This window comes from Aliamphritea hakodatensis, from assembly GCF_024347195.1.
Classification (GTDB): domain Bacteria; phylum Pseudomonadota; class Gammaproteobacteria; order Pseudomonadales; family Balneatricaceae; genus Amphritea; species Amphritea hakodatensis.
Map to the genome: position 1 here is coordinate 4,832,128 of NZ_AP025281.1, position 23,217 is coordinate 4,855,344.

Annotated in this window: 20 protein-coding genes; 13 read left to right on the forward strand and 7 right to left on the reverse strand. The window is 53.5% G+C overall.

Annotated elements, in window-relative coordinates; all coding sequences use genetic code 11:
* Positions 1–83: 83 nt before the first annotated feature.
* On the forward strand, positions 84–578 hold the full coding sequence (locus PCI15_RS21920; RefSeq protein ID WP_271271991.1) for a Spy/CpxP family protein refolding chaperone: 495 nt from the start codon (positions 84–86) through the stop codon (positions 576–578).
* A gap of 61 nt (positions 579–639) precedes the next feature.
* Here the strand turns inward: PCI15_RS21920 and PCI15_RS21925 are convergent, their stop codons facing one another.
* Complete coding sequence (locus PCI15_RS21925; RefSeq protein WP_271271992.1) at positions 640–1,251, reverse strand: uracil-DNA glycosylase family protein; 612 nt, start codon at positions 1,249–1,251, stop codon at positions 640–642.
* 319 nt (positions 1,252–1,570) lie between these two features.
* Between PCI15_RS21925 and PCI15_RS21930 the strand changes: the two genes are divergently transcribed.
* Positions 1,571–2,722: a cytochrome-c peroxidase gene (locus PCI15_RS21930; RefSeq protein ID WP_336296721.1), complete on the forward strand. Its 1,152-nt coding sequence runs from the start codon at positions 1,571–1,573 to the stop codon at positions 2,720–2,722.
* Between the two features lie 58 nt (positions 2,723–2,780).
* Here PCI15_RS21930 and PCI15_RS21935 read toward each other — a convergent pair whose 3' ends face one another.
* Positions 2,781–4,709, reverse strand: a complete 1,929-nt coding sequence (locus PCI15_RS21935) for an SLC13 family permease (protein ID WP_271271993.1) — start codon at positions 4,707–4,709, stop codon at positions 2,781–2,783.
* A gap of 185 nt (positions 4,710–4,894) precedes the next feature.
* Here PCI15_RS21935 and PCI15_RS21940 point away from each other — a divergent pair, with 185 nt between their 5' ends.
* A complete protein-coding gene (locus PCI15_RS21940) occupies positions 4,895–5,728 on the forward strand; it encodes a LysR family transcriptional regulator (RefSeq protein WP_271271994.1) in 834 nt (277 codons plus the stop codon).
* A 78-nt stretch (positions 5,729–5,806) separates the two neighbouring features.
* Here PCI15_RS21940 and fba read toward each other — a convergent pair whose 3' ends face one another.
* Positions 5,807–6,856 carry a class II fructose-bisphosphate aldolase gene (gene fba, locus PCI15_RS21945; RefSeq protein WP_205659629.1) on the reverse strand — a complete coding sequence of 350 codons (1,050 nt, stop codon included), beginning with the start codon at positions 6,854–6,856 and terminating at the stop codon, positions 5,807–5,809.
* Between the two features lie 280 nt (positions 6,857–7,136).
* Here fba and PCI15_RS21950 point away from each other — a divergent pair, with 280 nt between their 5' ends.
* Complete coding sequence (locus PCI15_RS21950) at positions 7,137–8,036, forward strand: fructose bisphosphate aldolase (RefSeq protein ID WP_271271995.1); 900 nt, start codon at positions 7,137–7,139, stop codon at positions 8,034–8,036.
* 65 nt (positions 8,037–8,101) lie between these two features.
* Here the strand turns inward: PCI15_RS21950 and PCI15_RS21955 are convergent, their stop codons facing one another.
* From PCI15_RS21955 to tkt, 3 genes are read right to left on the reverse strand one after another with little or no spacing between them, the layout of a single operon-like run.
* Positions 8,102–9,262, reverse strand: a complete 1,161-nt coding sequence (locus PCI15_RS21955; protein WP_271271996.1) for a phosphoglycerate kinase — start codon at positions 9,260–9,262, stop codon at positions 8,102–8,104.
* 21 nt (positions 9,263–9,283) lie between these two features.
* Positions 9,284–10,318: a glyceraldehyde 3-phosphate dehydrogenase NAD-binding domain-containing protein gene (locus PCI15_RS21960; protein ID WP_271271997.1), complete on the reverse strand. Its 1,035-nt coding sequence runs from the start codon at positions 10,316–10,318 to the stop codon at positions 9,284–9,286.
* Between the two features lie 60 nt (positions 10,319–10,378).
* Positions 10,379–12,373: a transketolase gene (gene tkt, locus PCI15_RS21965; protein ID WP_271271998.1), complete on the reverse strand. Its 1,995-nt coding sequence runs from the start codon at positions 12,371–12,373 to the stop codon at positions 10,379–10,381.
* Positions 12,374–12,726: 353 nt separating this feature from the next.
* Between tkt and metK the strand changes: the two genes are divergently transcribed.
* The 9 genes from metK (at position 12,727) to PCI15_RS22010 (ending at position 20,928) form a co-directional block, all read left to right on the forward strand.
* Complete coding sequence (gene metK / locus PCI15_RS21970) at positions 12,727–13,917, forward strand: methionine adenosyltransferase (RefSeq protein WP_271271999.1); 1,191 nt, start codon at positions 12,727–12,729, stop codon at positions 13,915–13,917.
* Positions 13,918–14,053: 136 nt separating this feature from the next.
* Positions 14,054–14,791 (forward strand): 16S rRNA (uracil(1498)-N(3))-methyltransferase, encoded by a 738-nt coding sequence (locus tag PCI15_RS21975; RefSeq protein ID WP_271272000.1) that lies wholly within the window; start codon positions 14,054–14,056, stop codon positions 14,789–14,791.
* 143 nt (positions 14,792–14,934) lie between these two features.
* Positions 14,935–15,894 carry a glutathione synthase gene (gshB, locus tag PCI15_RS21980; RefSeq protein ID WP_271272001.1) on the forward strand — a complete coding sequence of 320 codons (960 nt, stop codon included), beginning with the start codon at positions 14,935–14,937 and terminating at the stop codon, positions 15,892–15,894.
* Positions 15,895–15,944: 50 nt separating this feature from the next.
* Complete coding sequence (locus PCI15_RS21985; protein ID WP_271272002.1) at positions 15,945–16,886, forward strand: energy transducer TonB; 942 nt, start codon at positions 15,945–15,947, stop codon at positions 16,884–16,886.
* 116 nt (positions 16,887–17,002) lie between these two features.
* Positions 17,003–17,602, forward strand: a complete 600-nt coding sequence (locus PCI15_RS21990) for a YqgE/AlgH family protein (RefSeq protein ID WP_271272003.1) — start codon at positions 17,003–17,005, stop codon at positions 17,600–17,602.
* 18 nt (positions 17,603–17,620) lie between these two features.
* Entirely contained in the window at positions 17,621–18,097 is a 477-nt protein-coding gene (ruvX, locus tag PCI15_RS21995) for a Holliday junction resolvase RuvX (RefSeq protein ID WP_271272004.1), read from the forward strand.
* Positions 18,078–18,590 (forward strand): bifunctional pyr operon transcriptional regulator/uracil phosphoribosyltransferase PyrR, encoded by a 513-nt coding sequence (gene pyrR / locus PCI15_RS22000; protein ID WP_271272005.1) that lies wholly within the window; start codon positions 18,078–18,080, stop codon positions 18,588–18,590. Before ruvX ends, pyrR begins: the two co-directional genes overlap by 20 nt.
* 28 nt (positions 18,591–18,618) lie before the next feature.
* A complete protein-coding gene (locus PCI15_RS22005) occupies positions 18,619–19,635 on the forward strand; it encodes an aspartate carbamoyltransferase catalytic subunit (RefSeq protein ID WP_271272006.1) in 1,017 nt (338 codons plus the stop codon).
* A 15-nt stretch (positions 19,636–19,650) separates the two neighbouring features.
* A complete protein-coding gene (locus tag PCI15_RS22010; RefSeq protein WP_271272007.1) occupies positions 19,651–20,928 on the forward strand; it encodes a dihydroorotase in 1,278 nt (425 codons plus the stop codon).
* Positions 20,929–21,018: 90 nt separating this feature from the next.
* On the opposite strand, the gene PCI15_RS22015 is transcribed toward PCI15_RS22010, so the two are convergent.
* Complete coding sequence (locus PCI15_RS22015; protein WP_271272008.1) at positions 21,019–22,755, reverse strand: BCCT family transporter; 1,737 nt, start codon at positions 22,753–22,755, stop codon at positions 21,019–21,021.
* Between the last annotated feature and the right edge of the window lie 462 nt (positions 22,756–23,217).

Genomic DNA, 23,217 nt, shown 5'->3' on the forward strand with positions numbered 1-23,217 from the left:
ACACCGACTTAACCCAACTTAGCACTGACATCTCACATACTGCAGTCATCGAATTAAGACGCAGTTTTCAAAGGAGAAAGATCATGCGCAAATCACTCATCATCGCAATCACAACAGCAACCGTTGGCCTGACAACTTTAGGCATCGGCGCCGCCCAGGCAGACAGTAAAGAAGGATACGGCTGCGGCAAGGGCGAACACGCTGAATACTCCCGCGGCGACCGGGGAGATCACGGCAAAGGCCGTCACGGTAAATTCGGCATGCAGGGCATGTCACTGGAACGGCTCGATAAAAAACTTGACCTGACTGACGCTCAGGAAGACACCCTGGCGCCACTGTTTGACCAGCAGTTCCTGGACATGCGTAACCAAATGCGGGAAATGAAGTCCCTGCGTCAGGACTTACGTCACCTGAACGTTGCCGATGCGGACTATTCTCAGCAGGTTGAAGCCCTGATTAAACAGGGGCAGGACGCCACCGCAACCCTGATTCGCAACAAAGCTGAGCTGAAGCAGAAGGTATATGCTGAACTGACACCGGAACAGCAGGAAAAATTTGCCAGCCTGGCAAAAAAGTAATCCGGCAGATCCTTATCAGGCCTCACGCTTTTTCACACACAAAGCGTTTTTTCAGAGCACCTCAGGGTGCTCTTTTTTTATTTAACAGTAACGCGACCATCCGTTGTAACTCCGGGATCAGCAATTCTTCAAACCATGGATTGCGCTTCAGCCATATATTGTTCCGCGGGCTGGGATGCGGCAAGGGCAAATTACGAACTTTCCCCGGCTCGGTTTCATAGTATGACTGCCAGTCCTTTACCCGCTCCGTCAGGTTCTGATCACTTTTTCCCAGATGCCATGCCTGCGCATACTGACCAATTAACAAATTCAGCTCCAGCGCCGGTAGCGCAGCCAGCATTTTCTCCCGCCATGCCGGGGCACATTCCTTACGGGGTGCCAGATCGCCTGATTTGCCGGTCCCCGGGTAGCAAAACCCCATAGGTACAATGGCAAAACAATCAGGATCGTAAAAAGTGTCTTTATCTACCCCCAGCCACTGCCGCAACCGGTCGCCGCTCGGGTCATCAAAGGGAATCCCGCTGGTATGCACCCTGCGTCCCGGCGCCTGCCCGGCAATCAGAATCCGTGCCTGTGCCGATACCTGAAATACCGGCCGGACACCGTGGGGCAATGCTGGCTCACATAGTCTGCAGGCCCTCGCCTCCCGGCTGATCTCTTCAATACTTTGCATATGTGCAGCTCTCAGTTACGTCAGAATGTATACAGCCAAACCGGCCCTGTTACTTCATCCTGTTTGCATCATAGAAGTGATCACAGCGGTAACCAAGCCTGATCATCCGCAAAACCCTGCAAACCGTACATATTCCCGCCACCCTGACGAATCACAGCCCGCCGGTAACGGAGTACAGCCCCTGAAGGAAATACATTCTGGTATAAATACTTACCTGAACCGCCATAAAAGCTGATCTGCAACAAAGAGAATACACATGTTTTTCACAGGGTTATGATAGAATTCTGAATCAAACTAATTATCATTTAAATTAATGCTTATGACCCGATCTACTCCACTGCTCTGCGCCGTTACCCTGATGATCGCTACCACCCAGACTCAGGCGACTGAACCGGCCCAGGCAACCAAAACAGAGCTTGGCAGGGCACTCTTCTTTGACGTTAACCTGTCAGCAAACCGTAATCAGAGCTGCGCCACCTGCCATGATCCTGGCAACGGCTTTGCAGACCCGCGGGATAACGGCGTCGCCGGCGCTGCCTCGCTGGGCAGTGACAACTCCTCAGTAGGCGACCGCAATGCTCCGACGGCTTCCTACGCAGCATTCAGCCCGGCTTTTGAACTGAAAAACGGTAAATATCAGGGCGGTCAGTTTCATGATGGCCGGGTCAATACGCTGGCGGAACAGGCAATGGGCCCGCCCACCAATCCGGTTGAAATGGCGATGGCAGACAAACCGGCCATTTTACAGCGCCTGCTTGAAAATACCGCCTACCGGAGCAGCTTTGCAGCCCTCTATGGCCCTAAAGTACTGAACGACGCCGAACAGGCATATCTGGCCATGGCGGACAGCATTGAAACCTTTGAGAAAACCGAATTCTTCTCTCCTTTCGATTCCAGGTATGACCGCTACCTGAAGGGCGAATACGAACTCAGCGCCCAGGAAGAACTGGGGCGCACGCTGTTTTTCTCTCAGCAATTCACCAACTGTAACCAGTGCCACCAGTTACAAAGCCGTCCGGGGGCAGATCAGGAAACCTTTACTAACTACCAGTACTTCAATATTGGTACACCGACCAACACCGAACTGCGCAAAGTCAATGGCGTCAGCCCTGCCCATCAGGATCTGGGCTTGCTGGACAACCCTGCTGTCACCGATCCCGCACAGGCCGGCAAGTTTAAAGTACCGACCTTACGCAACGTGGCCGTCACCGGTCCGTATATGCATAACGGTGTCTTCCAGGATCTGCGCACCGTCGTGCTGTTCTACAACAAGTACAACAGCCGCAGCGCTAAACGGCAGATTAACCCGGAAACCACTGCTCAGTGGCAGGTACCGGAAGTGCCGGAAAACATCGCACTGAAAGAACTGGAATCCGGCCCTGCGCTGGATAACAAACGCATTGATGCCTTGGTCGCCTTTATGAAAACCCTGACCGATCAGCGTTATGAGTATTTGCTTGAGAAAAAATAGATCGTAATAAACAGAAAAGGCGCCATCCGGCGCCTTTTTTATATGTATGATCAAATGATCAGAACACAACGTTCATCATCACAATCAGCACCACCAGGAACAGCAGCGTCATCACACCACCGGCCCGCATAAAGTCAGGTACCCGGTAACCGCCCGGCCCCATAATCAGTGCATTCACCTGGTGCGTCGGGATCAGGAAGGAGTTTGACGTTGCCAGTGCAACCGTCAGGGCAAACACGGCAGGATCAGCGCCTGCGCCAATGGCGATATTCACCGCAAGCGGCACCAGCAGCACCGTCGCACCGACATTCGACATAACCAGTGTGAAGAAGGTCGCCAGCACGGCAACTGCCAGCTGCAATCCCCAGATCGGCATACCGTCCAGTAAACTCAGCGTCTGATCGGCAATCCAGGCGGCGGTTCCGGTCGTTTCGACCGCCATCCCGAGAGGTATCAGACTGGCTAACAGAAATACCGTTTTCCAACTGACTGACTCGTAAGCTTCTTCAATGCTCATCACCCCGGACAACACCATGCCCACCGCACCGGTTAACAGTGCAATCGACAGGCGGATATCAGTAAACAGCACCATGGTTAACGCAATCAGGAAGAAACCCAGCGCCCAGCCAACCTTGTGAGGACGTAAATCTTCTTTCGGATAGTTACTGGTCACTACAATGAAGTTCAGGCTGTCCTGTGCTACACGGTTCAGTGCTTCCCAGGTGGTATGACATACCAGGGTATCACCGGCCTGAAACTCAACCGTACGGATGCCCTGTCCGGCCATCGACGTTTCCCCTGCCCGGTGCATCGCCACCATCGCCAAACCGTAGGCGTTCCGTAAACGGACATCCTGTGCAGACTTACCTACCAGTTGAGAACTTGGCGGAATAACGACTTCAGCAATACCTGCTTTGGCTGCAGACAGTGCTTCAGAAAAGGAATCCAGCTCCGGACGACGGTCCAGCTCAAAGTCTTCGGTGAACTTATCCAGCGCATCGGCAGACCCCATGACCGCCAGAATGGTATTCGACTCAATACCGACGCTACGCTCCAGGCCACCGGCACCGATACGGCGGATACCATTGGTAAACTGTGCCGCAGTCACACGTACCTGGTAAGGCCGTTCGATTTCCGCCAGCGTCTTATCAACCAGCGTACTGTCTTCCGGTACCCGGACTTCCATCAGCTCATAATCAACACCATAAGTGTCTTTAAAGTATTCCAGCGTACTGACCGCTTTACTGTCGCCCTCATTGTTTGGCAATACGAAACGGCCGGCAACCACAAAATACAGGATACCGGTCAGCACCAGACAGATACCCACCGGCGTCACGGAAAACAGTGACCAGGTATCCATTTGCTGATCTGCCGGTAACGCCTGATTAGATGTCAGGATCAGGTCATTCAGCAAAATCAGCGGGCTGGAACCAATCATCGTCATGGTGCCGCCCAGGATGGCGCAAAACCCCATCGGCATCAGCAACCGCGACATCGGTAAGCCGGTACGCCCTGAAATCCGGCTCACGACCGGCAGGAACAACGCTGCAGCACCCACGTTCTGCATAAAGCAGGAAATAAAACCCACCGTACTGGAAACGATTGGAATAATCCGTTTCTCGGTACGTCCGCCAACTTTCAGAATCCAGTTGGCAACCTTACCCATCAGTCCTGTCTTATCCAGACCGGCACCAATGATCATCACGGCAATAATAGAGACAACCGCGTTACTCGAAAAACCATTAAACAGGGCGGTACTGGGCACCAGCGCTTCTTCCAGCCCCATGATCGGCGCAAACAGCCCGGTCAGGCCCAGCAATACCATAATCAGAACGGCTGCGACATCTACGCCCACAATCTCAAATGCAAACAGATAAATTGTCAGTATCAATACTGCAGTCACCCAGGCAATTTCTATGCTGGGTACAACCTGACTCATCAGAATGGCTAACACCAAAAATACCGCGCCCGCGACGGTTTGTTTCATGGGCAAACGCTTTAACCAACGGAGTGAAGAACTCCGGGATTGCGTTTCTGTGCTTGTATTCACAGACCTTATTCCCCTCACCAATATTCTTACGGAAAGATTCCGGGCGTAATTCTAGTTATGTTTTGCTATTCTAAAAAACGAAAAAAACAAGCGACTATGAACAAAAAAACCGAATTGCGATTATGGATACTGTTTTACTGAAAACCTTCCTTGAGGTCACCCATGCCAGAAACTTCGGCAAAGCCTCAGAAATATTGTGCGTCGCACCATCCACGGTCAGTGCGCGCATCCGACAACTCGAAGAATTACTCGGCCTGAGCCTGTTTATCCGCAACCATCAACAGGTAAGTTTAACCCCCGCCGGGGAACACATGGTGCGTCATGCACGCTTTATTCTGAATGCCTGGGAACGGGCTTATGAAGACATTGCCCTGAGTGCCAATCTGAATAAAAGGCTGGTCGTTGCCGGCACACCCAGCCTGTGGGATATTTTCGTGCAGGACTGGCTGAACGAAGTTCACAGTAAAATGCCGGAACTGGCTCTGCGTGCAGAAGACAGTACCACCCTGCGGGTCATGGAAAAGCTGGAAAGGGGGTCCATTGATATCGGCTTTATTTATGAACAGCCAAAACTTGCCAACCTGGTAATCGAAGAACTTAAATCCATTCCACTGCAACTGGTATCAACTCAGCCAGGCCTGAATGCTGACCAGGCGACGTCCAGTGGCTATATCCGGGTCGAATGGGGCAGCGTCTTTAACTCACTGCATGAGCGCTATTTCCCCCAACGGCCACTGGCCCCGGTACGGGTCAACAGTATGCGCATCGCCATGAAGCTGATGCTAAGCAGCGGTGGCTCCGCATACTTACCGGTCGTCAGTACCGCAGAGCGGGTCAACAGTGGTGAATTATTTGTGGTTGAAGATGCCCCCCATCTGGAAATGAAAGCTTATGCGGCATACTCCCCCCACGGCGAGCATCACGACCTGATCAGGCAACTGCTGGCAATGCTGTAAGCCCTGCTTATTACGCCCGGTTTACAGGCAATAAAAAAGCGCCCTCAGGCGCTTTTTTAATTCACAGAGTAAGCAATCTTACATCTCACCTGCGCTGTACTTGTCAGCCATATCTTCCAGAGAGATTGCTGTCAGCTTGCTTGCCTGACCGGCAGCCCCGAACGCTTCATAACGGTCAGTACAGATATCACTCATCGCCACCATGGTTGCTTTGAGGAATTTACGCGGGTCAAACTCAGACGGGTTTTCCGCCATAAAGCGACGTACGGCACCGGTAGACGCCAGACGCAGGTCAGTATCGATGTTAACTTTACGCACGCCGTGCTTAATGCCTTCAACGATCTGCTCAACCGGCACACCGTAAGTTTCCGGAATCTCACCACCAAACTCGTTGATCACTGCCAGCCACTCCTGTGGTACAGAAGAAGAACCATGCATTACCAGGTGAGTATTCGGAATACGTTCGTGGATTGCACGGATACGGTCAATCGCCAGAATGTCACCGGTCGGTGGACGGGTAAACTTGTAAGCACCGTGAGACGTACCGCAGGCAATCGCCAGGGCATCAACACCGGTCTTGCTCACAAAATCAGCCGCTTCATCAGGATCAGTCAGCATTTGTTCCTGAGACAGGGTACCTTCAGCACCTACGCCATCTTCTTCACCGGCCTGACCGGTTTCCAGCGAACCCAGGCAACCCAGCTCACCCTCAACAGAAACACCACAGGCATGCGCCATTTCTACCGTACGGCGGGTAACGTCAACGTTATACTCATAGCTGGAAGGTGTCTTGCCGTCGCTCATCAGGGAACCGTCCATCATGACCGATGAGAAACCCATCGCGATAGAACGCTGACACACAGCAGGAGAGGTACCGTGATCCTGGTGCATACACACAGGAATATGCGGAAATTCAGCAATTGCCGCCAGAATCATATGACGCAGGAAATTAGACCCTGCATACTTACGGGCACCAGCAGACGCCTGCACAATGACCGGAGAATCGGTTTTGCTCGCCGCTTCCATAATGGCGCGCATCTGTTCCAGGTTATTTACGTTATACGCTGGAATACCGTAGCCATTTTCTGCGGCATGATCCAGCAGTTGGCGCATACTGATTAGAGCCATGTTTCCACCTTTAATTTGCTCATGTAAGTGATCGCGCTATTGTAGCATTCAAACCACCATAAACAGACCCCAAAAAAGCTCATACTTAGCGCTGAATGCCGCAATTTCCGACAGTTTCATATCGCCTTAATGCGAACAATTATTGATTGCAATTTCAGTTAAAAAAGCTTACAAACATCCCCCGTCAGAGAAACTCACATATAACTTCCGGTGTACTGAAAAAGTCCGGGTAAAAGTTCCCGGTGAGCAGCGTAAAATAGCCAACTCAGGAGCACCTCATATGGCATCACAGGCCCAACAAGACATGCTGAACAAAGTCGCCAGCGATACCGGCTTCATTGCAGCACTGGATCAGAGCGGCGGCAGCACCCCAAAAGCCCTGCGTTTATACGGCGTGGAAGAATCCGAATATGACGGTGATGACGCCATGTTCACTAAAGTGCATGAAATGCGCAGCCGGATCGTCACTGATAAGGTCTTTACCGGTGAACGGGTGCTCGGTGCTATTCTGTTCGAAAACACCCTGGACCGGGAAATTCTGGGTAAGCACTCTGCACAGTATCTCTGGCAGGAAAAGCAGGTTGTTCCCTTCCTGAAAGTGGACAAAGGCCTGGCGGAAGAAGCCAATGGCGTACAACTGATGAAAGATATGCCTGAACTGGACGCCCTGCTGGCCAAAGCCAATGCACAGGACGTCTTCGGCACCAAGATGCGTTCCGTCATTAAAGCCGCCGATGCAACCGGCATTCAGCAGGTTGTGACGCAGCAATTTACCGTAGGTAAGCAAATTCTGGCGGCGGGCCTGGTGCCTATTATTGAACCGGAAGTGGATATTCACTGCCCGGATAAAGCCATCGCCGAAGCCCTGCTGAAAAAACAACTGCTGGACGCGCTGGATCAGTTAGGCCGTGAGCAAAAAGTTATGCTGAAACTGACGCTACCGGAAAATGATAACTTCTATCAGACATGCATTGAACACCCGAACGTTATCCGTGTCGTGGCGCTGTCCGGCGGTTACAGCCGTGAAGAATCCAACCAGCGCCTGAGCCGCAACAATGGCATGATCGCCAGTTTCTCCCGGGCGCTCACCGAAGGCCTGTCCGCTCAGCAAAATGACGCGGACTTCTCCGCAACCCTGGATCAGACCATTGAATCCATTTATCAGGCATCAGCCAGCTGATAATTGCCCCGAAAAAACAAAAAAGCCGGTTTAAAAACCGGCTTTTTTTTATTTTCAGAACAGCTTTATGCGCGGCTTTCCAGCATCGCAACCGCCGGCAGAACCTTGCCTTCAACAAACTCAAGGAAAGCACCGCCGCCGGTAGAAATGTAAGACACCTGATCAGCAATGGCATACTTATCCACTGCTGCCAGTGTGTCACCACCGCCGGCAATCGAGAAGCCACTGTTAGCAGCAATCGCAGCCGACAATACCTTAGTACCATCACCAAACTGATCAAACTCAAATACGCCAACAGGACCGTTCCAGATAATCGTACCGGCATCCGCCAGTAACGCTGCCAGCTGAGCCGCAGACTCAGGACCGATATCCAGGATCATGTCATCTTCAGCAACATCGTCAACCGACTTGATTTCAGCCGCTGCAGATTCAGAAAACTCTTTCGCCACAACCACATCCACCGGCAGAGGAATGTTCACCTTCGCCATCAGCGCCTTGGCGGTATCAATCAGATCATGCTCGCACAGGGATTTGCCCACAGGCTTGCCCGCCGCGGCCAGGAAGGTATTAGCAATACCGCCACCGACAATCAGCTGATCAACTTTGTCAGACAGTGACTCCAGCACCGTCAGCTTGGTCGATACTTTAGAGCCACCAACGATCGCCGCCATCGGACGGGCCGGGTTATCCAGCGCTTTGGCCAGTGCATCCAGCTCACCTGCCAGCAACGGACCGGCACAGGCTACCGGTGCAAACTGCGCAACACCGTGAGTAGATGCCTGGGCACGGTGTGCTGTACCGAATGCATCCATCACATAGACATCACACAGCGCGGCCATTTGCCGGGACAGTGCTTCGTCATCTTTCTTCTCGCCTTTGTTAAAGCGGACGTTTTCCAGCAATACCAGATCGCCTTCAGCCACGTCAAAACCGCCTTCCAGCCAGTCACGGACCAGCGGTACTTCACGGGATAACAGCTCAGACAAATGCGCGGCAACCGGCGCCAGCGAGCTGGCCTCGTCAAACTCACCTTCAGTCGGACGGCCCAGGTGCGACATCAGCATCACTTTCGCGCCCGCTTCAAGTGCGTGCTGAATTGTTGGCAGAGATGCACGGATACGGGCATCGCTGGTCACCTTGCCGTCTTTAACCGGCACGTTTAAGTCTTCACGAATCAGAACCCGCTTACCGCGCAGTTCCAGATCAGTCATTTTCAGTACGCTCATAAGGCTTCCTATCAACTTTTTTCAGCGGTCATCCGACTCGGGACGACACGCCAGCCAGGCCTTTGCCACATCCAGCATGCGGTTGGCAAAGCCCCATTCATTATCAAACCAGCACAGCAGCTTCACCAGTGAGCCGCCGCTGACCCGGGTCTGGGTTCCGTCAACAATCGCTGAACGGGGATCCCGGTTAAAATCCACCGAGGCGTGGGGTTCTTCGGTATACCCCAGCAACCCTTGCAACGGCCCTTGTGAAGCCTCCCGCAGCAGTTGATTTATCTGCTGTGCATCGGTGGCGGTACGGACATTCAGGCTAATATCCAGTACCGATACATTAATGGTCGGCACCCGCAGGTGCAGACACTCAAAACGTCCGGACAATTGCGGTAATAAACGCTCAATGCCCTTATTCAGCCCGGTATCCACCGGAATAATGGAGTGCATCGCACTGCGGGTAAGGCGCAGATCTGTCTGGTGATAGCTGTCGATCACCGGCTGGTCATTCATCGCCGAGTGAACAGTGGTGGTCACACCGCTTTCTATCCCCAGCTCACGGTCCAGCAAATCCAGCAGCGGTACAATACAGTTCGTGGTGCAGGAACCCGCCGCCACGACACGCTGGTCAGCCTGCAACAGATGGTCATTGAAACCATATACAATGGTGGCATCAACATCGGCCTGGGCCGGCTGGGAAAACAGCAAACGGGCTGCGCCGCTGTCCACGTGCCGTTGTGCGGTAGCGCGGTCACTGAAGGCACCGGAACATTCCAGCACCAGGTCAATATCCATTTCCCGCCAGGGCAAGCCTTCCGGTTCAGGCTCGTTCAGCACCCGGATAGCATCGCCATTGATCAGCAGGTTCTCACCATCATGATCCACCGGCGCCGGGAAGCGCCCGTGGGTCGTATCATAACGGGTCAGATAACAGACGGTCTCAATATCTGATAATTCATTCAGCGCAACCACATGCAACTGATCACGGTAGCCGGACTCATAAATTGCCCGCAGCACACTCTGACCGATGCGCCCGTAACCATTGATTGCCACTCTGTATGTCATTAACAGCCCGCCATAATCAAAAACGGCCAGTCAAAAGACCGGCCGTTATCGTGTCAGTAATTAAAGTACTGACTTAACTTTCTCAACTACATTTTCGACAGTGAAGCCGAACAGCTTGAACAGCTCGCCTGCAGGGGCAGACTCACCAAAGCTGGTCATACCGACGATCGCGCCGTTCAGACCTACATACTTGTACCAGTAATCGGCCTGTGCCGCTTCAACCGCAACACGGGCTGAAACCGCTGCCGGCAGAACCGCTTCACGGTATGCTGCATCCTGCTTATCAAAGACATCAGTGGCAGGCATAGATACAACGCGTACCTGCTTACCTTCAGCTTCCAGTGCAGCCGCTGCATCCATCGCCAGACCCACTTCAGAACCGGTCGCGATCAGAATCGCATCAGGGGTACCCTGAGTGTCACGCAGGATGTAACCACCCCGTGCCACATTCGCCAGCTGTTCAGCAGAACGGGCCTGATGAGGCAGATTCTGACGGGAGAAGATCATAGCTGTAGGACCGTCGTTACGCTCCAGTGCAGACTTCCATGCCACCGCAGACTCAACCGCATCACACGGACGCCAGGTGCTCATATTCGGGGTATGACGCAGGTTAGCAATCTGTTCGATTGGCTGGTGCGTCGGACCGTCTTCACCCAGACCGATAGAATCGTGCGTGTAAACGTGGATAGCACGCTGCTTCATCAGTGCCGCCATACGCAGCGCATTACGGGCATATTCCATGAAGACCAGGAAAGTCGCGCCGTAAGGAATGAAACCGCCGTGCAGGGCGATACCGTTCATGATGGCAGACATACCGAATTCACGTACGCCGTAGAACAGGTAGTTACCGGATGCATCATCTTTGGTCACGCCTTTACAGCCAGACCACAGAGTCAGGTTGGAACCGGCCAGGTCAGCAGAGCCGCCCATCAGTTCAGGCAGTAACGGACCAAATGCATTCAGTGTATTCTGAGACGCTTTACGGCTGGCGATGGTTTCGCCTTTATCCTGCAGCTGCTGGATAACTTCATCCGCCTGCGCAGAGAAGTCAGCCGGCAGTTCACCGCTGTAACGGCGAATCAGTTCACGGGCCAGCTCCGGATATGCCTTGCTGTACGCAGCAAAGCTTTCGTTCCAGTCATTTTCAGCATTCTGACCGGCTTCCAGCGCACTCCACTGGGCATAAATATCTTCAGGGATTACAAAAGAGTCGTGTTCCCAACCCAGTTCTTTACGGGCCAGTGCGATTTCTTCTTCACCCAGAGGCGCACCGTGGCAATCCTCTTTACCCTGTTTGTTTGGAGAACCGAAACCGATAATGGTCTTGCAGCAGATCAGGGTAGGCTGTTCAGTATTTTCATTCGCAGCTTCAATCGCAGCACGGATCTGATCGTGGTCATGGCCGTCAACATTCGGAATAACCTGCCAGCCGTATGACTCAAAACGCTTCGGCGTATCGTCAGTGAACCAACCTTCAACTTCACCGTCGATAGAAATGCCGTTGTCATCGTAGAAGGCCACCAGCTTACCCAGACCCAGCGTACCGGCCAGTGAGCATGCTTCGTGAGAAATACCTTCCATCAGGCAGCCATCACCCAGGAAAGTATAAGTATTGTGATCAATGATCTCGTGATCTTCACGGTTAAACTGCGCTGCCAGAGATTTCTCAGCAATCGCAAAACCTACCGCATTAGTGATGCCCTGACCCAGTGGGCCAGTGGTGGTTTCAACACCTGGCGCATAGCCATATTCCGGGTGACCTGCCGTTTTAGAATGCAGCTGCCGGAAATTTTTGATGTCATCGATAGAAAGGTCGTAACCGGTCAGGTGCAACAGGCTGTAAATCAGCATGGAGCCATGACCATTAGACAGGACGAAACGGTCGCGATCCATCCAGTGCGGGTTGGACGGATTGTGTACCATGAAATCATTCCACAGTACTTCGGCGATATCTGCCATACCCATTGGCGCACCAGGGTGGCCAGATTTAGCTTGCTGTACAGCATCCATGCTCAGTGCACGGATTGCATTCGCCAGTTCTCTACGCGAGGACATTCATTCACTCCGGGGTTGAAACCCTAGTTGAGGTTGAAATATTTGAAATACACTGATGCCACCACAGGCGACGTCAACAAAAGTGGCGGTATTTTCGCTCAACCGGCAGGCAGCTTCAAACCTATTTCGAGTAAAATTCATAAAATTGAGCCAAATTCATGATGAATTGCGAAAAAAACCTCTCAAACAGAGATATTCCCCATGCATTCGGGCCACAAGATCATTAAACTATCCGCCAATTTATTTATCTCATCCCCGATGGTCAGACCCCCACAGAGTCAGCGACCCCACCGCCCAGCCATAAGCCAGGTACATGCCGGGGAACTTAAAAGTTTTGAGGACTCCTGAACGCCATGAGCGAATATAGCCTGTTTACCTCTGAATCCGTCTCTGAAGGTCACCCGGATAAAATTGCCGATCAGATTTCCGATGCGGTACTGGATGCCATTATTGCCGAAGACAAATACGCCCGGGTTGCCTGTGAAACACTGGTTAAAACCGGTGTAGCAATTGTCTCCGGTGAAGTCAGCACTTCTGCCTGGGTTGATCTGGAAGACCTGGTACGCGGTGTCATCAACGACATCGGTTACACTTCATCTGAAGTAGGCTTCGACGGCAACACCTGTGGTGTGATGAACATCATCGGTAAGCAGTCCGTAGACATCGCGCAGGGCGTGGACCGCTCCAAGCCTGAAGATCAGGGCGCCGGTGACCAGGGCCTGATGTTTGGTTATGCCAGCAACGAAACCGACGTGCTGATGCCAGCACCAATCTGCTACGCACACCGTCTGGTTGAGCGTCAGGCTGAAGCCCGCAAGTCAGGCTTACTGCCATGGTTACGTCCGGACGCCAAGAGCCAGGTAACCTTCCGTTATGAAAACGGCCAGCCTTCCGGCATTGATGCGGTGGTTCTGTCTACCCAGCACGACCCGGATATCTCAATGGCTGATCTGCAGGAAGCGGTGATGGAACTGATCATCAAGCACACCCTGCCGGCAGAATGGATTGATGCCAGCACCAAGTTCCACATCAACCCGACCGGTAAATTCGTGATTGGTGGCCCGGTAGGCGACTGCGGTCTGACCGGCCGTAAGATTATCGTTGATACCTACGGCGGCATGGCCCGTCACGGTGGTGGCGCATTCTCCGGTAAGGACCCGTCAAAAGTAGACCGTTCAGCCGCGTACGCCGGCCGTTACGTTGCCAAGAACATCGTTGCTGCCGGCCTGGCAGACAAGTGTGAAATTCAGGTGTCTTACGCCATCGGCGTTGCTGAGCCAACTTCAGTTTCAATTAACACCTTCGGCACCGGCAAGATCAGTGACGAAAAGATCATCGAACTGGTACGCCAGCACTTCGATCTGCGCCCGCATGCCATTACCCGTATGCTGGACCTGCTGCATCCGATGTACCGTCAGACAGCGGCCTACGGTCACTTCGGTAAGAACCCGTTTGAAATGACGGTAAAAGACGAAACATTTACCGCGTACAGCTGGGAAAAAACCGATAAAGCTGACGCGCTGCGCGCCGACGCCGGTCTGTAATAACCGCTGACAGCCAGACACGCTTGATAAGCACATAAAAAAGCATCTGCCCTCAGCAGATGCTTTTTTTTCGCCTGCCAAACCCGCTATTATTCCCGTCACCGATAATCACCGACAGATCAGGCCAGAAACCGCCATGAGAATCCCCCGTTTTTACGAAGATCAGCCCCTGACAGACGGCCAGGAGGTTCAGCTCAGCGATGCGGTTGTACAGCATGTCGCCCGCGCACTGCGTATGCGACCGGATGATCAGCTCACCCTGTTCAACGGCGATGGTAATGAATATCACGCCCGTCTGAGCGACGTTGCCAAACGTAAAGTCAGCGCCCGGATCGAATCCGTCAGTCAGCCTGCCCGTATTTCTCCCCTGAATATTCAGATCGGCCAGAGCCTGTCCCGGGGTGAACGGATGGACTATGCCATTCAGAAAGCCACAGAACTGGGCATGACCGGCATGACACCGCTATTTTCGGAACGCTGTGAAGTCAAACTCAACAATGAACGTCAGGACAAACGCCTGCGCCACTGGCAGCAAATTGCGATCAGCGCCTGCGAACAGAGCCTGCGCTGTGATATACCGGCTATTGAGGCACCGCAAACTCTCAGCGACTGGATCAACAATGCAGAGGCCAATCTGAAACTGGTACTGCATCACCATACAGAACAGCCACTGGAAACCCTGCAGCCACCGGGCTCAGTTGCCCTGCTCGTCGGCCCGGAAGGCGGCCTCAGCGAAGCAGAGGTAGAACAGGCGCTGGCAGCCGGATTCAAACCCGTCGCATTCGGCCCCCGGGTATTTCGCACCGAAACCGCACCGGTAGCAGCATTATCTGTGCTGCAGTTCCTGTGGGGCGATTTGGGCAATAAATTCTGAACCCAGAGTGACAGATGTTTTCTATAACTCTGTATGGCACAGTCACCTGTAGCCAAGTAAACTCTGCAATAACGTATCCAGCCACACCGGAATGACGCGTGTTACTCCGGCCACCTGCGGCTCACCAACTACCAGGTTATCGAATGACTATTAAAATCGGCATCGTGATGGACCCTATTGAGGACATCAGCTTTAAAAAAGACAGTTCTCTGGCCATGCTCTGGGCAGCGCAGCGTAAAGGCTGGGAAATCTGGTACATGGAACAGCAGGATCTGTACCTGCGGGACGGCAAGGTGCTGGCCAGAATGGCCCCGATGACCGTCGCCATGGACCCGGATAACTTTTTCCAGCGCGGTGAATATCAGATTCAGGAAGTCTCTGCTCTGGACGCCGTTCTGATGCGCAAAGACCCGCCGTTCGATAACGAATTTATTTACACCACCCACTTGCTGGAAATCGCTGCAGCCGCCGGCGACACACTGATGGTCAACCGGCCACAGGCGCTGCGTGATTACAACGAAAAAATCTTCGCGACACACTTCCCGGAGTGCTGCCCGCCGGTACTGGTGACCCGCCGGGATGACCTGTTACGTGAATTCCATGCCGAATACAAAGACGTTATTTTCAAACCGCTGGACGGCATGGGCGGTACCTCAATCTTCCGCATTCAGGAAGAAGGGGTCAACCTGGGGGTCATTATCGAAACCCTGACCAAATTCGGCACAGAAACCATCATGGCGCAGAAATATCTGCCGGAAATTGTCGATGGCGATAAGCGTATTCTGCTGGTCGACGGCGAACCGGTTCCCTATGGTCTGTCCCGGATCCCCACCGGCGGAGAAGTGCGCGGTAACCTGGCTGCCGGCGGTGTTGGCGTAGGCCGGGCCCTGACAGAACGGGAACTGTGGATCGCAAAACAAGTAGGCCCCACCCTGAAAGAACAGGGTATTCTGTTTGCCGGTCTCGATGTTATTGGTGACTACCTGACCGAAGTAAACGTGACCAGTCCAACATGTATCCGCGAACTGGACGAACAGTTTGGTCTGGATATCGGTATGCAACTGATGGACGTCGTCGAAGCTAAACTGGCTGCCCGGAAATAAGGTCACCTGATGCCGGTCTTCCCCCACCCGCAACCGGCAGAGCACAGCCTATGAGCAATGCTCTGCAATCCCCTGTCTCCTCCGGTGACCGTCTTGGCTTCACAATATTCATGGCAGTCGCCATTCATGCCGTCGCGATTCTTGGCATCAGTTTCTCACTGCCGGACGTCAGTGAAATCCCGCAGACACTGGAAGTCACCCTGGCCAACTTCAACAGCGAAGACGCACCGGAAGATGCGGACTTTATCGCTCAGAATAATCAGGCAGGCAGCGGTCAGTTGGAAGAAAAGCAATTACCCACTACCCGGGAAAAGGCTGAATTTCAGGCAGATGATATACAGGACGTCAGCTCCCGTCTGGCCGTGGATAACCGCCAACTGACACCTGACGAAATGTCGGCGATTGACACCGCGCTGGCTGAAATAGACGGCATCAGCCAACAGCAACAGAGCAACAGCCAGCACGAAGTAATCACCACTCTGGCCAGACAGCAGCAACAGGCGGCACCACAAAGTCAGGCGAAACAACAGCAGAAAAAGTCCTCAGCATCCGTGCCCGGTAATACCGACACGATCCTGACCCGCAGCCTGGAGATCGCCAGTCTGGAAGCCCAGCTAGCGTTGCAGCAACAGGCCTATGCACAACGTCCCCGGGTTAAATGGATGACCTCCGCCAGCACGCTGAGCCACAAAGATGCGGAATACCTCTACAACTGGAAACGCCGGATCGAAGCGGTTGGCAACCTGAACTACCCTGCGCAGTCACATCAGTACGGCAGCCTGATATTGTTAGTTGCCATTAAACCCGACGGCACTGTCAAAGATATTCAGGTTCGGCGCTCATCCGGAAGCTCCCTGCTGGACAATGCCGCTGTTCAGATTGTCAAACTGGCCTCCCCCTTCCAGCCATTCCCGGAAGAAATGCGCCAGACCACCGATATTCTGGAAATAATTCGTACCTGGAAATTTGAGAAAACCACCCGGGTGTACTAGTCCTAGTACTAAGGTCATAACAAATGATCTGAGTGCCGGGGGTTAAACAACCCGCTTTACACAGCAATGCTGCTTTTGCATCAGCCAGAACCAGCGGCCGAAAAGGAGCCAATATTATGTCCTTACCGCCTGACTCCGACACACCCGGCAACCATCAGGAAAGCATGTGCCTGCGGGACCACTTTCTGATCTCAATGCCGCACATGCATGATGGCAACTTTGCCCAAAGCCTCACCTATATCTGTGATCACAATGAACACGGCGCCATGGGCATTATCATTAACCGTCCGCTGGACCTCAGCTTTCAGGCGCTTCTCAGCCACCTGGAGATTGAAGCCGACCATGAAGCCAGTGCACAGCCGGTGTATGCCGGCGGCCCGGTACAGACCGACAAAGGCTTTGTCCTGCATCTGACCGGTGACCGGGAATGGTCGTCCTCCTACGATGTCAGCGACCGGGTCAGCATCACCAGCTCACTCGACATCCTTGAAGACCTTGCCAACAGCAAACAGCAGATCCCCAGCCTGGTTGCTCTGGGCTACGCTGGCTGGGGTGCCGGTCAGTTGGAAGACGAAATCCGCCAGAATGCCTGGTTAAGTTGCCCGGCAAATTTAGATATACTGTTCCATATGCCTGCCGAGCAACGGCTACATGCCGCCGCTGCAAGTCTCGGTGTGAATCTTGATCTTATGACAGCCCAAAGCGGCCACGCATAAATTTCATAAGAAGTATTAATGAGCGAAACTACTCAAACCGTTCTGGGATTTGATTTCGGTACCAGCCGCATCGGTGTGGCTGTTGGCCAGAGCCTCACCGGCACTGCAGCGCCACTGGAACCGGTAGCCGCCCGCGACGGCATCCCTGACTGGCAGATCTTCGATCGGCTGATTGCTGAATGGCAACCCACTGCGCTGGTTGTCGGTATTCCCCTTAATATGGACTCAACCATCAGCGACATGGCCCGCCGGGCCCGTAAATTCGCCAACCGTCTGAAAGAACGCAGCAAACTGCCCTGTTATCTGATGGATGAACGGCTGACATCTGATGAAGCCAAGCGGATCAGCGTATCCCGCGGCGGCAGCAATAACTTTAAACAAAACTCTGTGGACGGCATCGCCGCCCAACTTATCCTGGAAGACTGGCTGGCAAGCGAAACCCGCATCCCCAGCGAAACCCGACTGGAGGACCTCTATGGTATCGGGCGTAATTAAGGTCGACGCGTTATTAGAAAAAATGACCCTCGAACTGCAAAACTATCTGAAAGCCAGAGCAATCGACAACCCGATGATCATCGGTATCCGTACCGGCGGTGTCTGGATTGCAGAAGCCCTGCAGGAAAGTCTTGAACTGGACAGCCCCATGGGGGTTCTGGATATTGCGTTCTACCGGGATGACTTCACCCGCATGGGCCTGCATCCGAAAGTACAGCCGTCTATACTGCCCACCGCCACCGAAGGCAGACACATCATTTTGGTGGACGATGTGCTGATGAGCGGCCGTACCGTGCGGGCAGCTATGAATGAAATTTTCGATTATGGCCGGCCAGCCTCAATCACCCTGGCAGCCCTGATCGACCTTAACCGCCGCGAACTGCCCGTGCAGGCAGATGTCGTCGGAGAGGTGATGCTGCTGGCACCCGATGAACGGGTCAAACTGACCGGTCCGGCGCCACTGTCCATCGAAATCAGCAAACGTGCCGACTGAATCCTGGCAAACACAGCGGAACCCCAACATGTTTGAACAACAAGATCCAAACCAAATACAGCTTAACAGCGAAGGTCAGCTGAAACACTTTCTGACCACCGAAGGCCTGAGCCGTGAACTGCTCAGCGAAATCCTCGACACCGCTGACTCCTTCGTGGATATGAGCGCCCAGCAGGTTAAGAAAGTCCCGCTGCTGCGCGGAAAAACCGTTGTAAACCTGTTCTTCGAAGCCAGCACCCGCACAGCCAGCACATTTGAACTGGCTGCCAAGCGCCTGTCTGCCGACGTCCTGAACCTGAATATCAGCACCTCTTCCACCGCCAAGGGCGAAACCCTCAGGGATACCCTGATGACCATGGAAGCGATGCACTCTGACATGTTCGTTGTCCGTCACTCTGACAGCGGTGCTCAGCATTATATCGCCCAGAATGTTACCCCTGACGTCGCGGTCATTAACGCCGGGGACGGCCGCCATGCCCATCCGACGCAGGCAATGCTCGACATGCTGACCATCCGTCAGCACAAAGGCGACTTCAGCCCACTGAAAGTGGCCATTGTCGGTGACATTCTGCACTCCCGGGTCGCCCGCTCACAGATCCACGCCCTGCGCACGCTGGGCGCAGCGGAAGTACGGGTCATTGCCCCGCACACCCTGCTGCCAAGGCACATTGAAGCGCTCGGCGTTCAGGTCTATACCGATATGAAACAGGGCCTGAAAGACGTCGACGTTGTCATGATGCTGCGTCTGCAGCGCGAACGCATGCTCAGCGCCCTGCTGCCAAGTGAAGCGGAATTCTACAAGCTGTATGGCCTCAGCGAAGACAAGCTGCAACACGCCCATCCGGATGCCATTGTCATGCACCCCGGGCCGATTAACCGCGGTGTGGAAATTGAATCCGCCGTTGCCGACGGTCCCCGTTCCCTGATCCTCAATCAGGTAACCAATGGTATCGCCGTACGGATGGCCGTCATGTCGATGTCCATGAGCGGCCAGACTACAGAAGCTGCGCGCCGGGCTGAACAGCACGCCAGCCGTACAGAATAAGCGGGAATGAAAAACATGAATATTAAAATTCAGGGAGGCCGTGTCATTGATCCGGCCAGCCAGCTTGATCAGGTAACCGACCTGTATATCAGTCACGGCAAAATTGCTGCCATTGGCCAGGCACCGGCAGGCTTTAACGCCGACCAGACCATCGACGCTAGCAATCAGGTTGTCAGCCCCGGCCTGATCGACCTTTGCGCCCACGTCCGCGAGCCGGGCTATACCCGCAAAGGTAACATCAGCACGGAAACAGCCGCCGCTGCCGCCGGGGGTGTCACAACGCTGTGCACCCCGCCAAACAGCAAACCCATTGCGGACACCACCGCCGTGGTTGACCTGATTCAGGACCGTGCCCGTGAAGCCGGCAATGCCCGTATTCTGCCAATGGGCGCGCTGACTCAGGGGCTCGCCGGTGAGCAGCTGAGTCCAATGCACGGCCTCAGTCAGGCCGGCTGTATTGCCTTTACCAACATGCGTCAGCCGGTGAAAAACTCACTGGTGCTGACCCGTTGTCTGGAGTACGCCGCCACCCACGACCTGCTGGTTATTTTCCAGGCGGAAGATGCAGGGCTCGCAGAAGGCGGTGCCATGCATGAAGATACAACATGTACCCGTCTTGGCCTGAATGGCATTCCGGAAAGCGCAGAAACTATCGAAGTGGCCCGTTGCCTGTTACTGATCGAACAGACCGGCGTACGCGCTCACTTCGGCCAGCTATCATGCGAGCGCTCCGTGAAAATGGTCATGGACGCCCGTGAACGTGGTTTGCAGGTCACCGCCGACATTGCTATTCAGAACCTGCTGTTAACCGATGAAAACGTTAACGGCTTTGATCCGAACTTCCACCTGATTCCGCCACTGCGCAGCCAGCTGGACCGTGCCGGTTTGCGTCAGGCATTGCTCAGCGACGGCTTTCAGGCGATCTGCTCAGATCACCAGCCCCATGAAACCGCCGCTAAACAGGCACCGTTTGCTGCCACTGAACCGGGCATGACCGGTCTGGAAACCCTGCTGTCACTGTCACTGATTCTGGTGGAACAGGAACTGATCAGCCTGCCGCAGATGCTTTCCAAACTCACCTGCGGCCCGGCGAAAGTGCTGGGCATTGAAAGCGGACAGATTGCCGAAGGCATGCCCGCCGACCTGTGTATCTTTGACCCGCAGGCAGAATGGTCACTGACCCCGGAAATCTGCCGCTCAGCCGGCCAGAATACGCCATTTATGGGCCACACACTTAAAGGCCAGGTCAGTCATACCCTGCTGGACGGTGAAGTGGTATTCAGACTCGGCTGAACAAAGCCTGCTGTTTCGATAACCCACAAAAAAAGCCGGTATCTTTCGATACCGGCTTTTTTATTTCAACCATAAACCTGGCTGAAAAGCCTAGGACATATCGGAAATTTCTTTATTTATCATTTCGCGAATCTGCTCTTCATCCTGCACCATATCACTGCTTTCTTCGCGCAGTGATTTAAGCAAGCCAATGGTCATCGCAATGATTACGAAGGTGAACGGTAAGGCACCGGCGATAGAAGCAGCCTGCAAGGCTTTCAGCGCTTCCTTACCGCCCAGTAACAGGATCATCAGCGTAACTGCACCCAGCAGCATACCCCAGATGATACGCTGCTGTACCGGCGGACGACGGCCAAATGACAGCAGACGGCCCAGTACCAGCGTGCCGGAGTCAGCGGAGGTAACGAAGAACACAACCACCACAACCAGCGCAGCCAGCTTGGCAACCGTTGCAATCGCACCCGGCGTTACCACATCAAATGCAGCATACAGGGTACCGGCATAATCCCAGTTATTAACAGCAGTGTTGTAGATGCTCATATCCGCACCGTAGATACCTTCGTAGATACCTGCAGAACCGATAATACCGAACCACAACACAGCGACCATAGAAGGCACCAGCATGACACCGAAGACAAACTCACGCACGGTACGGCCACGGGAAATACGCGCAATGAACATACCTACAAACGCCGCCCAGGCAATCCACCAGCCCCAGTAGAAGATAGTCCAGCCACCCTGCCATGTACGTTCTTCAGGGCTGCGGGCAGTCCACAGCGTCATCTGAATTGCTTCAGACACATACTCACCCAGACCGGTCAGCGTGCTGGCAATCAGGTAGTTCGCATTACTGGCCACCAGGAAGTACGCCAGAATCACAATACAGATCCAGGTGTTCAGCTCAGACAGAATCTTAATGCCTTTCGCCACACCTGTGGTTGCAGAGAAGGTCGCAATCACAGTGATCAGCAGAATCGATACGACGGTAACTGTCTGTGATTTCTCTTCCAGTACGCCCAGAGATACCAGACCGGAACCGATCTGTTCAACCCCTAAGCCCAGTGTGGTTGCAATACCGAAGATAGTACCGAATACCGCCAGGATATCGACAGTATGACCAATCGGGCCGTAGATCTTGTCACCGATCAGCGGATACAGGGAAGAACGCATAGACAGCGGCAAACCTTTACGGAAAGCGAAGTACGCCAGCGACAGACCCACAATGGCATACATGCCCCAGGCAACGGTACCCCAGTGGAAAATCGTCAGTTTCAGACCACCGGCAACCGCATCAGCCACCAGATCATTCGGCACAGGGAAACCTTCATCACCCGGCATCAGACCCGCATTCAGCGCCGCCTGCTTCGCTTCGAAGAAGGTCGCAACAGCCGCCTTTACTTCAGAACTGAGGAACGGGTTACCGCCACTCCAGCCGCTGGCGAAATGAATCAGAGGTTCAGACATCGAGAAAAACAGCATACCGGCACCGGTACCGCAACCAAACAGCATGGAGAACCACGCAAAGTTGGTAAACTCCGGACGGTCACTGTCCTGGCCCAGACGGATCTGGCCAACCTTTGAAAACATCACATATGCACAGGCAATAAATGCCATCAGCATCACCGCAATGTAGTACCAGCCTAAAGTCTGTTCGATCCATGCTTTCAGGCCGAGAAACTGTTCACTTGCCGCCTTGCCAAGTAAAACAGTGTAAAGAATAAACACCCCGACCATCACAATGGCCGTGATGCCGAGCGTAGAATTGAGGCCCTTGAGAATGCCTCGCTTCTCTATGAGTCGGTCTAACTCTTCATCGTTATACATCATGCATCCTTTTTATAATTATTTTCAGAAACACCGCCTGACACCTTTCTCTAACCGAAAGCGACATATCCCTATCAGACCAGGCAATGTGCTGAGATCCAGACTGTATCCGGCATACGCCGTTAACGGACCCTTAGGCAGACGGCTGATACTCTCCCGGTAAGAAAAGTAACAGCATCCGGCTGCGTAACCGCCCGATATTGCATACAGAAAACGGATCACGTCTGTTCAAATGAACAATTGAGCAACCATACGCCGGGAATCAAAAGCCGGAAAAGGCCTTTCATCACAGCGAAATAGCAGGTTCAGCAAATACGCCGAAAATCACGGTAGCAAAGCGGTACGCCAGAAGATTGTTCAGAATCGCCATAAACACGTTGAAAATCGTCATCCCTTAACACATTTGCGACGTGCTTATGTCGTAATGATACATTTATTTTATTGGAATTAATGTATAAAAATCAA

Excerpts from the sequence above, each read along its gene's own strand:
- PCI15_RS22005 (WP_271272006.1), top strand. The coding sequence starts at position 18,619 with ATGTTTGAACAACAAGATCCAAACCAAATACAGCTTAACAGCGAAGGT.
- PCI15_RS21920 (WP_271271991.1), top strand. The coding sequence starts at position 84 with ATGCGCAAATCACTCATCATCGCAATCACAACAGCAACCGTTGGCCTG.
- PCI15_RS21935 (WP_271271993.1), bottom strand. The coding sequence starts at position 4,709 with ATGAAACAAACCGTCGCGGGCGCGGTATTTTTGGTGTTAGCCATTCTG.
- fba (WP_205659629.1), bottom strand. The coding sequence starts at position 6,856 with ATGGCTCTAATCAGTATGCGCCAACTGCTGGATCATGCCGCAGAAAAT.
- PCI15_RS21950 (WP_271271995.1), top strand. The coding sequence starts at position 7,137 with ATGGCATCACAGGCCCAACAAGACATGCTGAACAAAGTCGCCAGCGAT.
- PCI15_RS22015 (WP_271272008.1), bottom strand. The coding sequence starts at position 22,755 with ATGATGTATAACGATGAAGAGTTAGACCGACTCATAGAGAAGCGAGGC.
- PCI15_RS21985 (WP_271272002.1), top strand. The coding sequence starts at position 15,945 with ATGAGCAATGCTCTGCAATCCCCTGTCTCCTCCGGTGACCGTCTTGGC.
- PCI15_RS21960 (WP_271271997.1), bottom strand. The coding sequence starts at position 10,318 with ATGACATACAGAGTGGCAATCAATGGTTACGGGCGCATCGGTCAGAGT.
- PCI15_RS21940 (WP_271271994.1), top strand. The coding sequence starts at position 4,895 with ATGGATACTGTTTTACTGAAAACCTTCCTTGAGGTCACCCATGCCAGA.
- gshB (WP_271272001.1), top strand. The coding sequence starts at position 14,935 with ATGACTATTAAAATCGGCATCGTGATGGACCCTATTGAGGACATCAGC.
- PCI15_RS21975 (WP_271272000.1), top strand. The coding sequence starts at position 14,054 with ATGAGAATCCCCCGTTTTTACGAAGATCAGCCCCTGACAGACGGCCAG.
- PCI15_RS22010 (WP_271272007.1), top strand. The coding sequence starts at position 19,651 with ATGAATATTAAAATTCAGGGAGGCCGTGTCATTGATCCGGCCAGCCAG.
- PCI15_RS21955 (WP_271271996.1), bottom strand. The coding sequence starts at position 9,262 with ATGAGCGTACTGAAAATGACTGATCTGGAACTGCGCGGTAAGCGGGTT.
- ruvX (WP_271272004.1), top strand. The coding sequence starts at position 17,621 with ATGAGCGAAACTACTCAAACCGTTCTGGGATTTGATTTCGGTACCAGC.
- PCI15_RS21990 (WP_271272003.1), top strand. The coding sequence starts at position 17,003 with ATGTCCTTACCGCCTGACTCCGACACACCCGGCAACCATCAGGAAAGC.
- pyrR (WP_271272005.1), top strand. The coding sequence starts at position 18,078 with ATGGTATCGGGCGTAATTAAGGTCGACGCGTTATTAGAAAAAATGACC.
- tkt (WP_271271998.1), bottom strand. The coding sequence starts at position 12,373 with ATGTCCTCGCGTAGAGAACTGGCGAATGCAATCCGTGCACTGAGCATG.
- PCI15_RS21925 (WP_271271992.1), bottom strand. The coding sequence starts at position 1,251 with ATGCAAAGTATTGAAGAGATCAGCCGGGAGGCGAGGGCCTGCAGACTA.
- PCI15_RS21930 (WP_336296721.1), top strand. The coding sequence starts at position 1,571 with ATGACCCGATCTACTCCACTGCTCTGCGCCGTTACCCTGATGATCGCT.
- metK (WP_271271999.1), top strand. The coding sequence starts at position 12,727 with ATGAGCGAATATAGCCTGTTTACCTCTGAATCCGTCTCTGAAGGTCAC.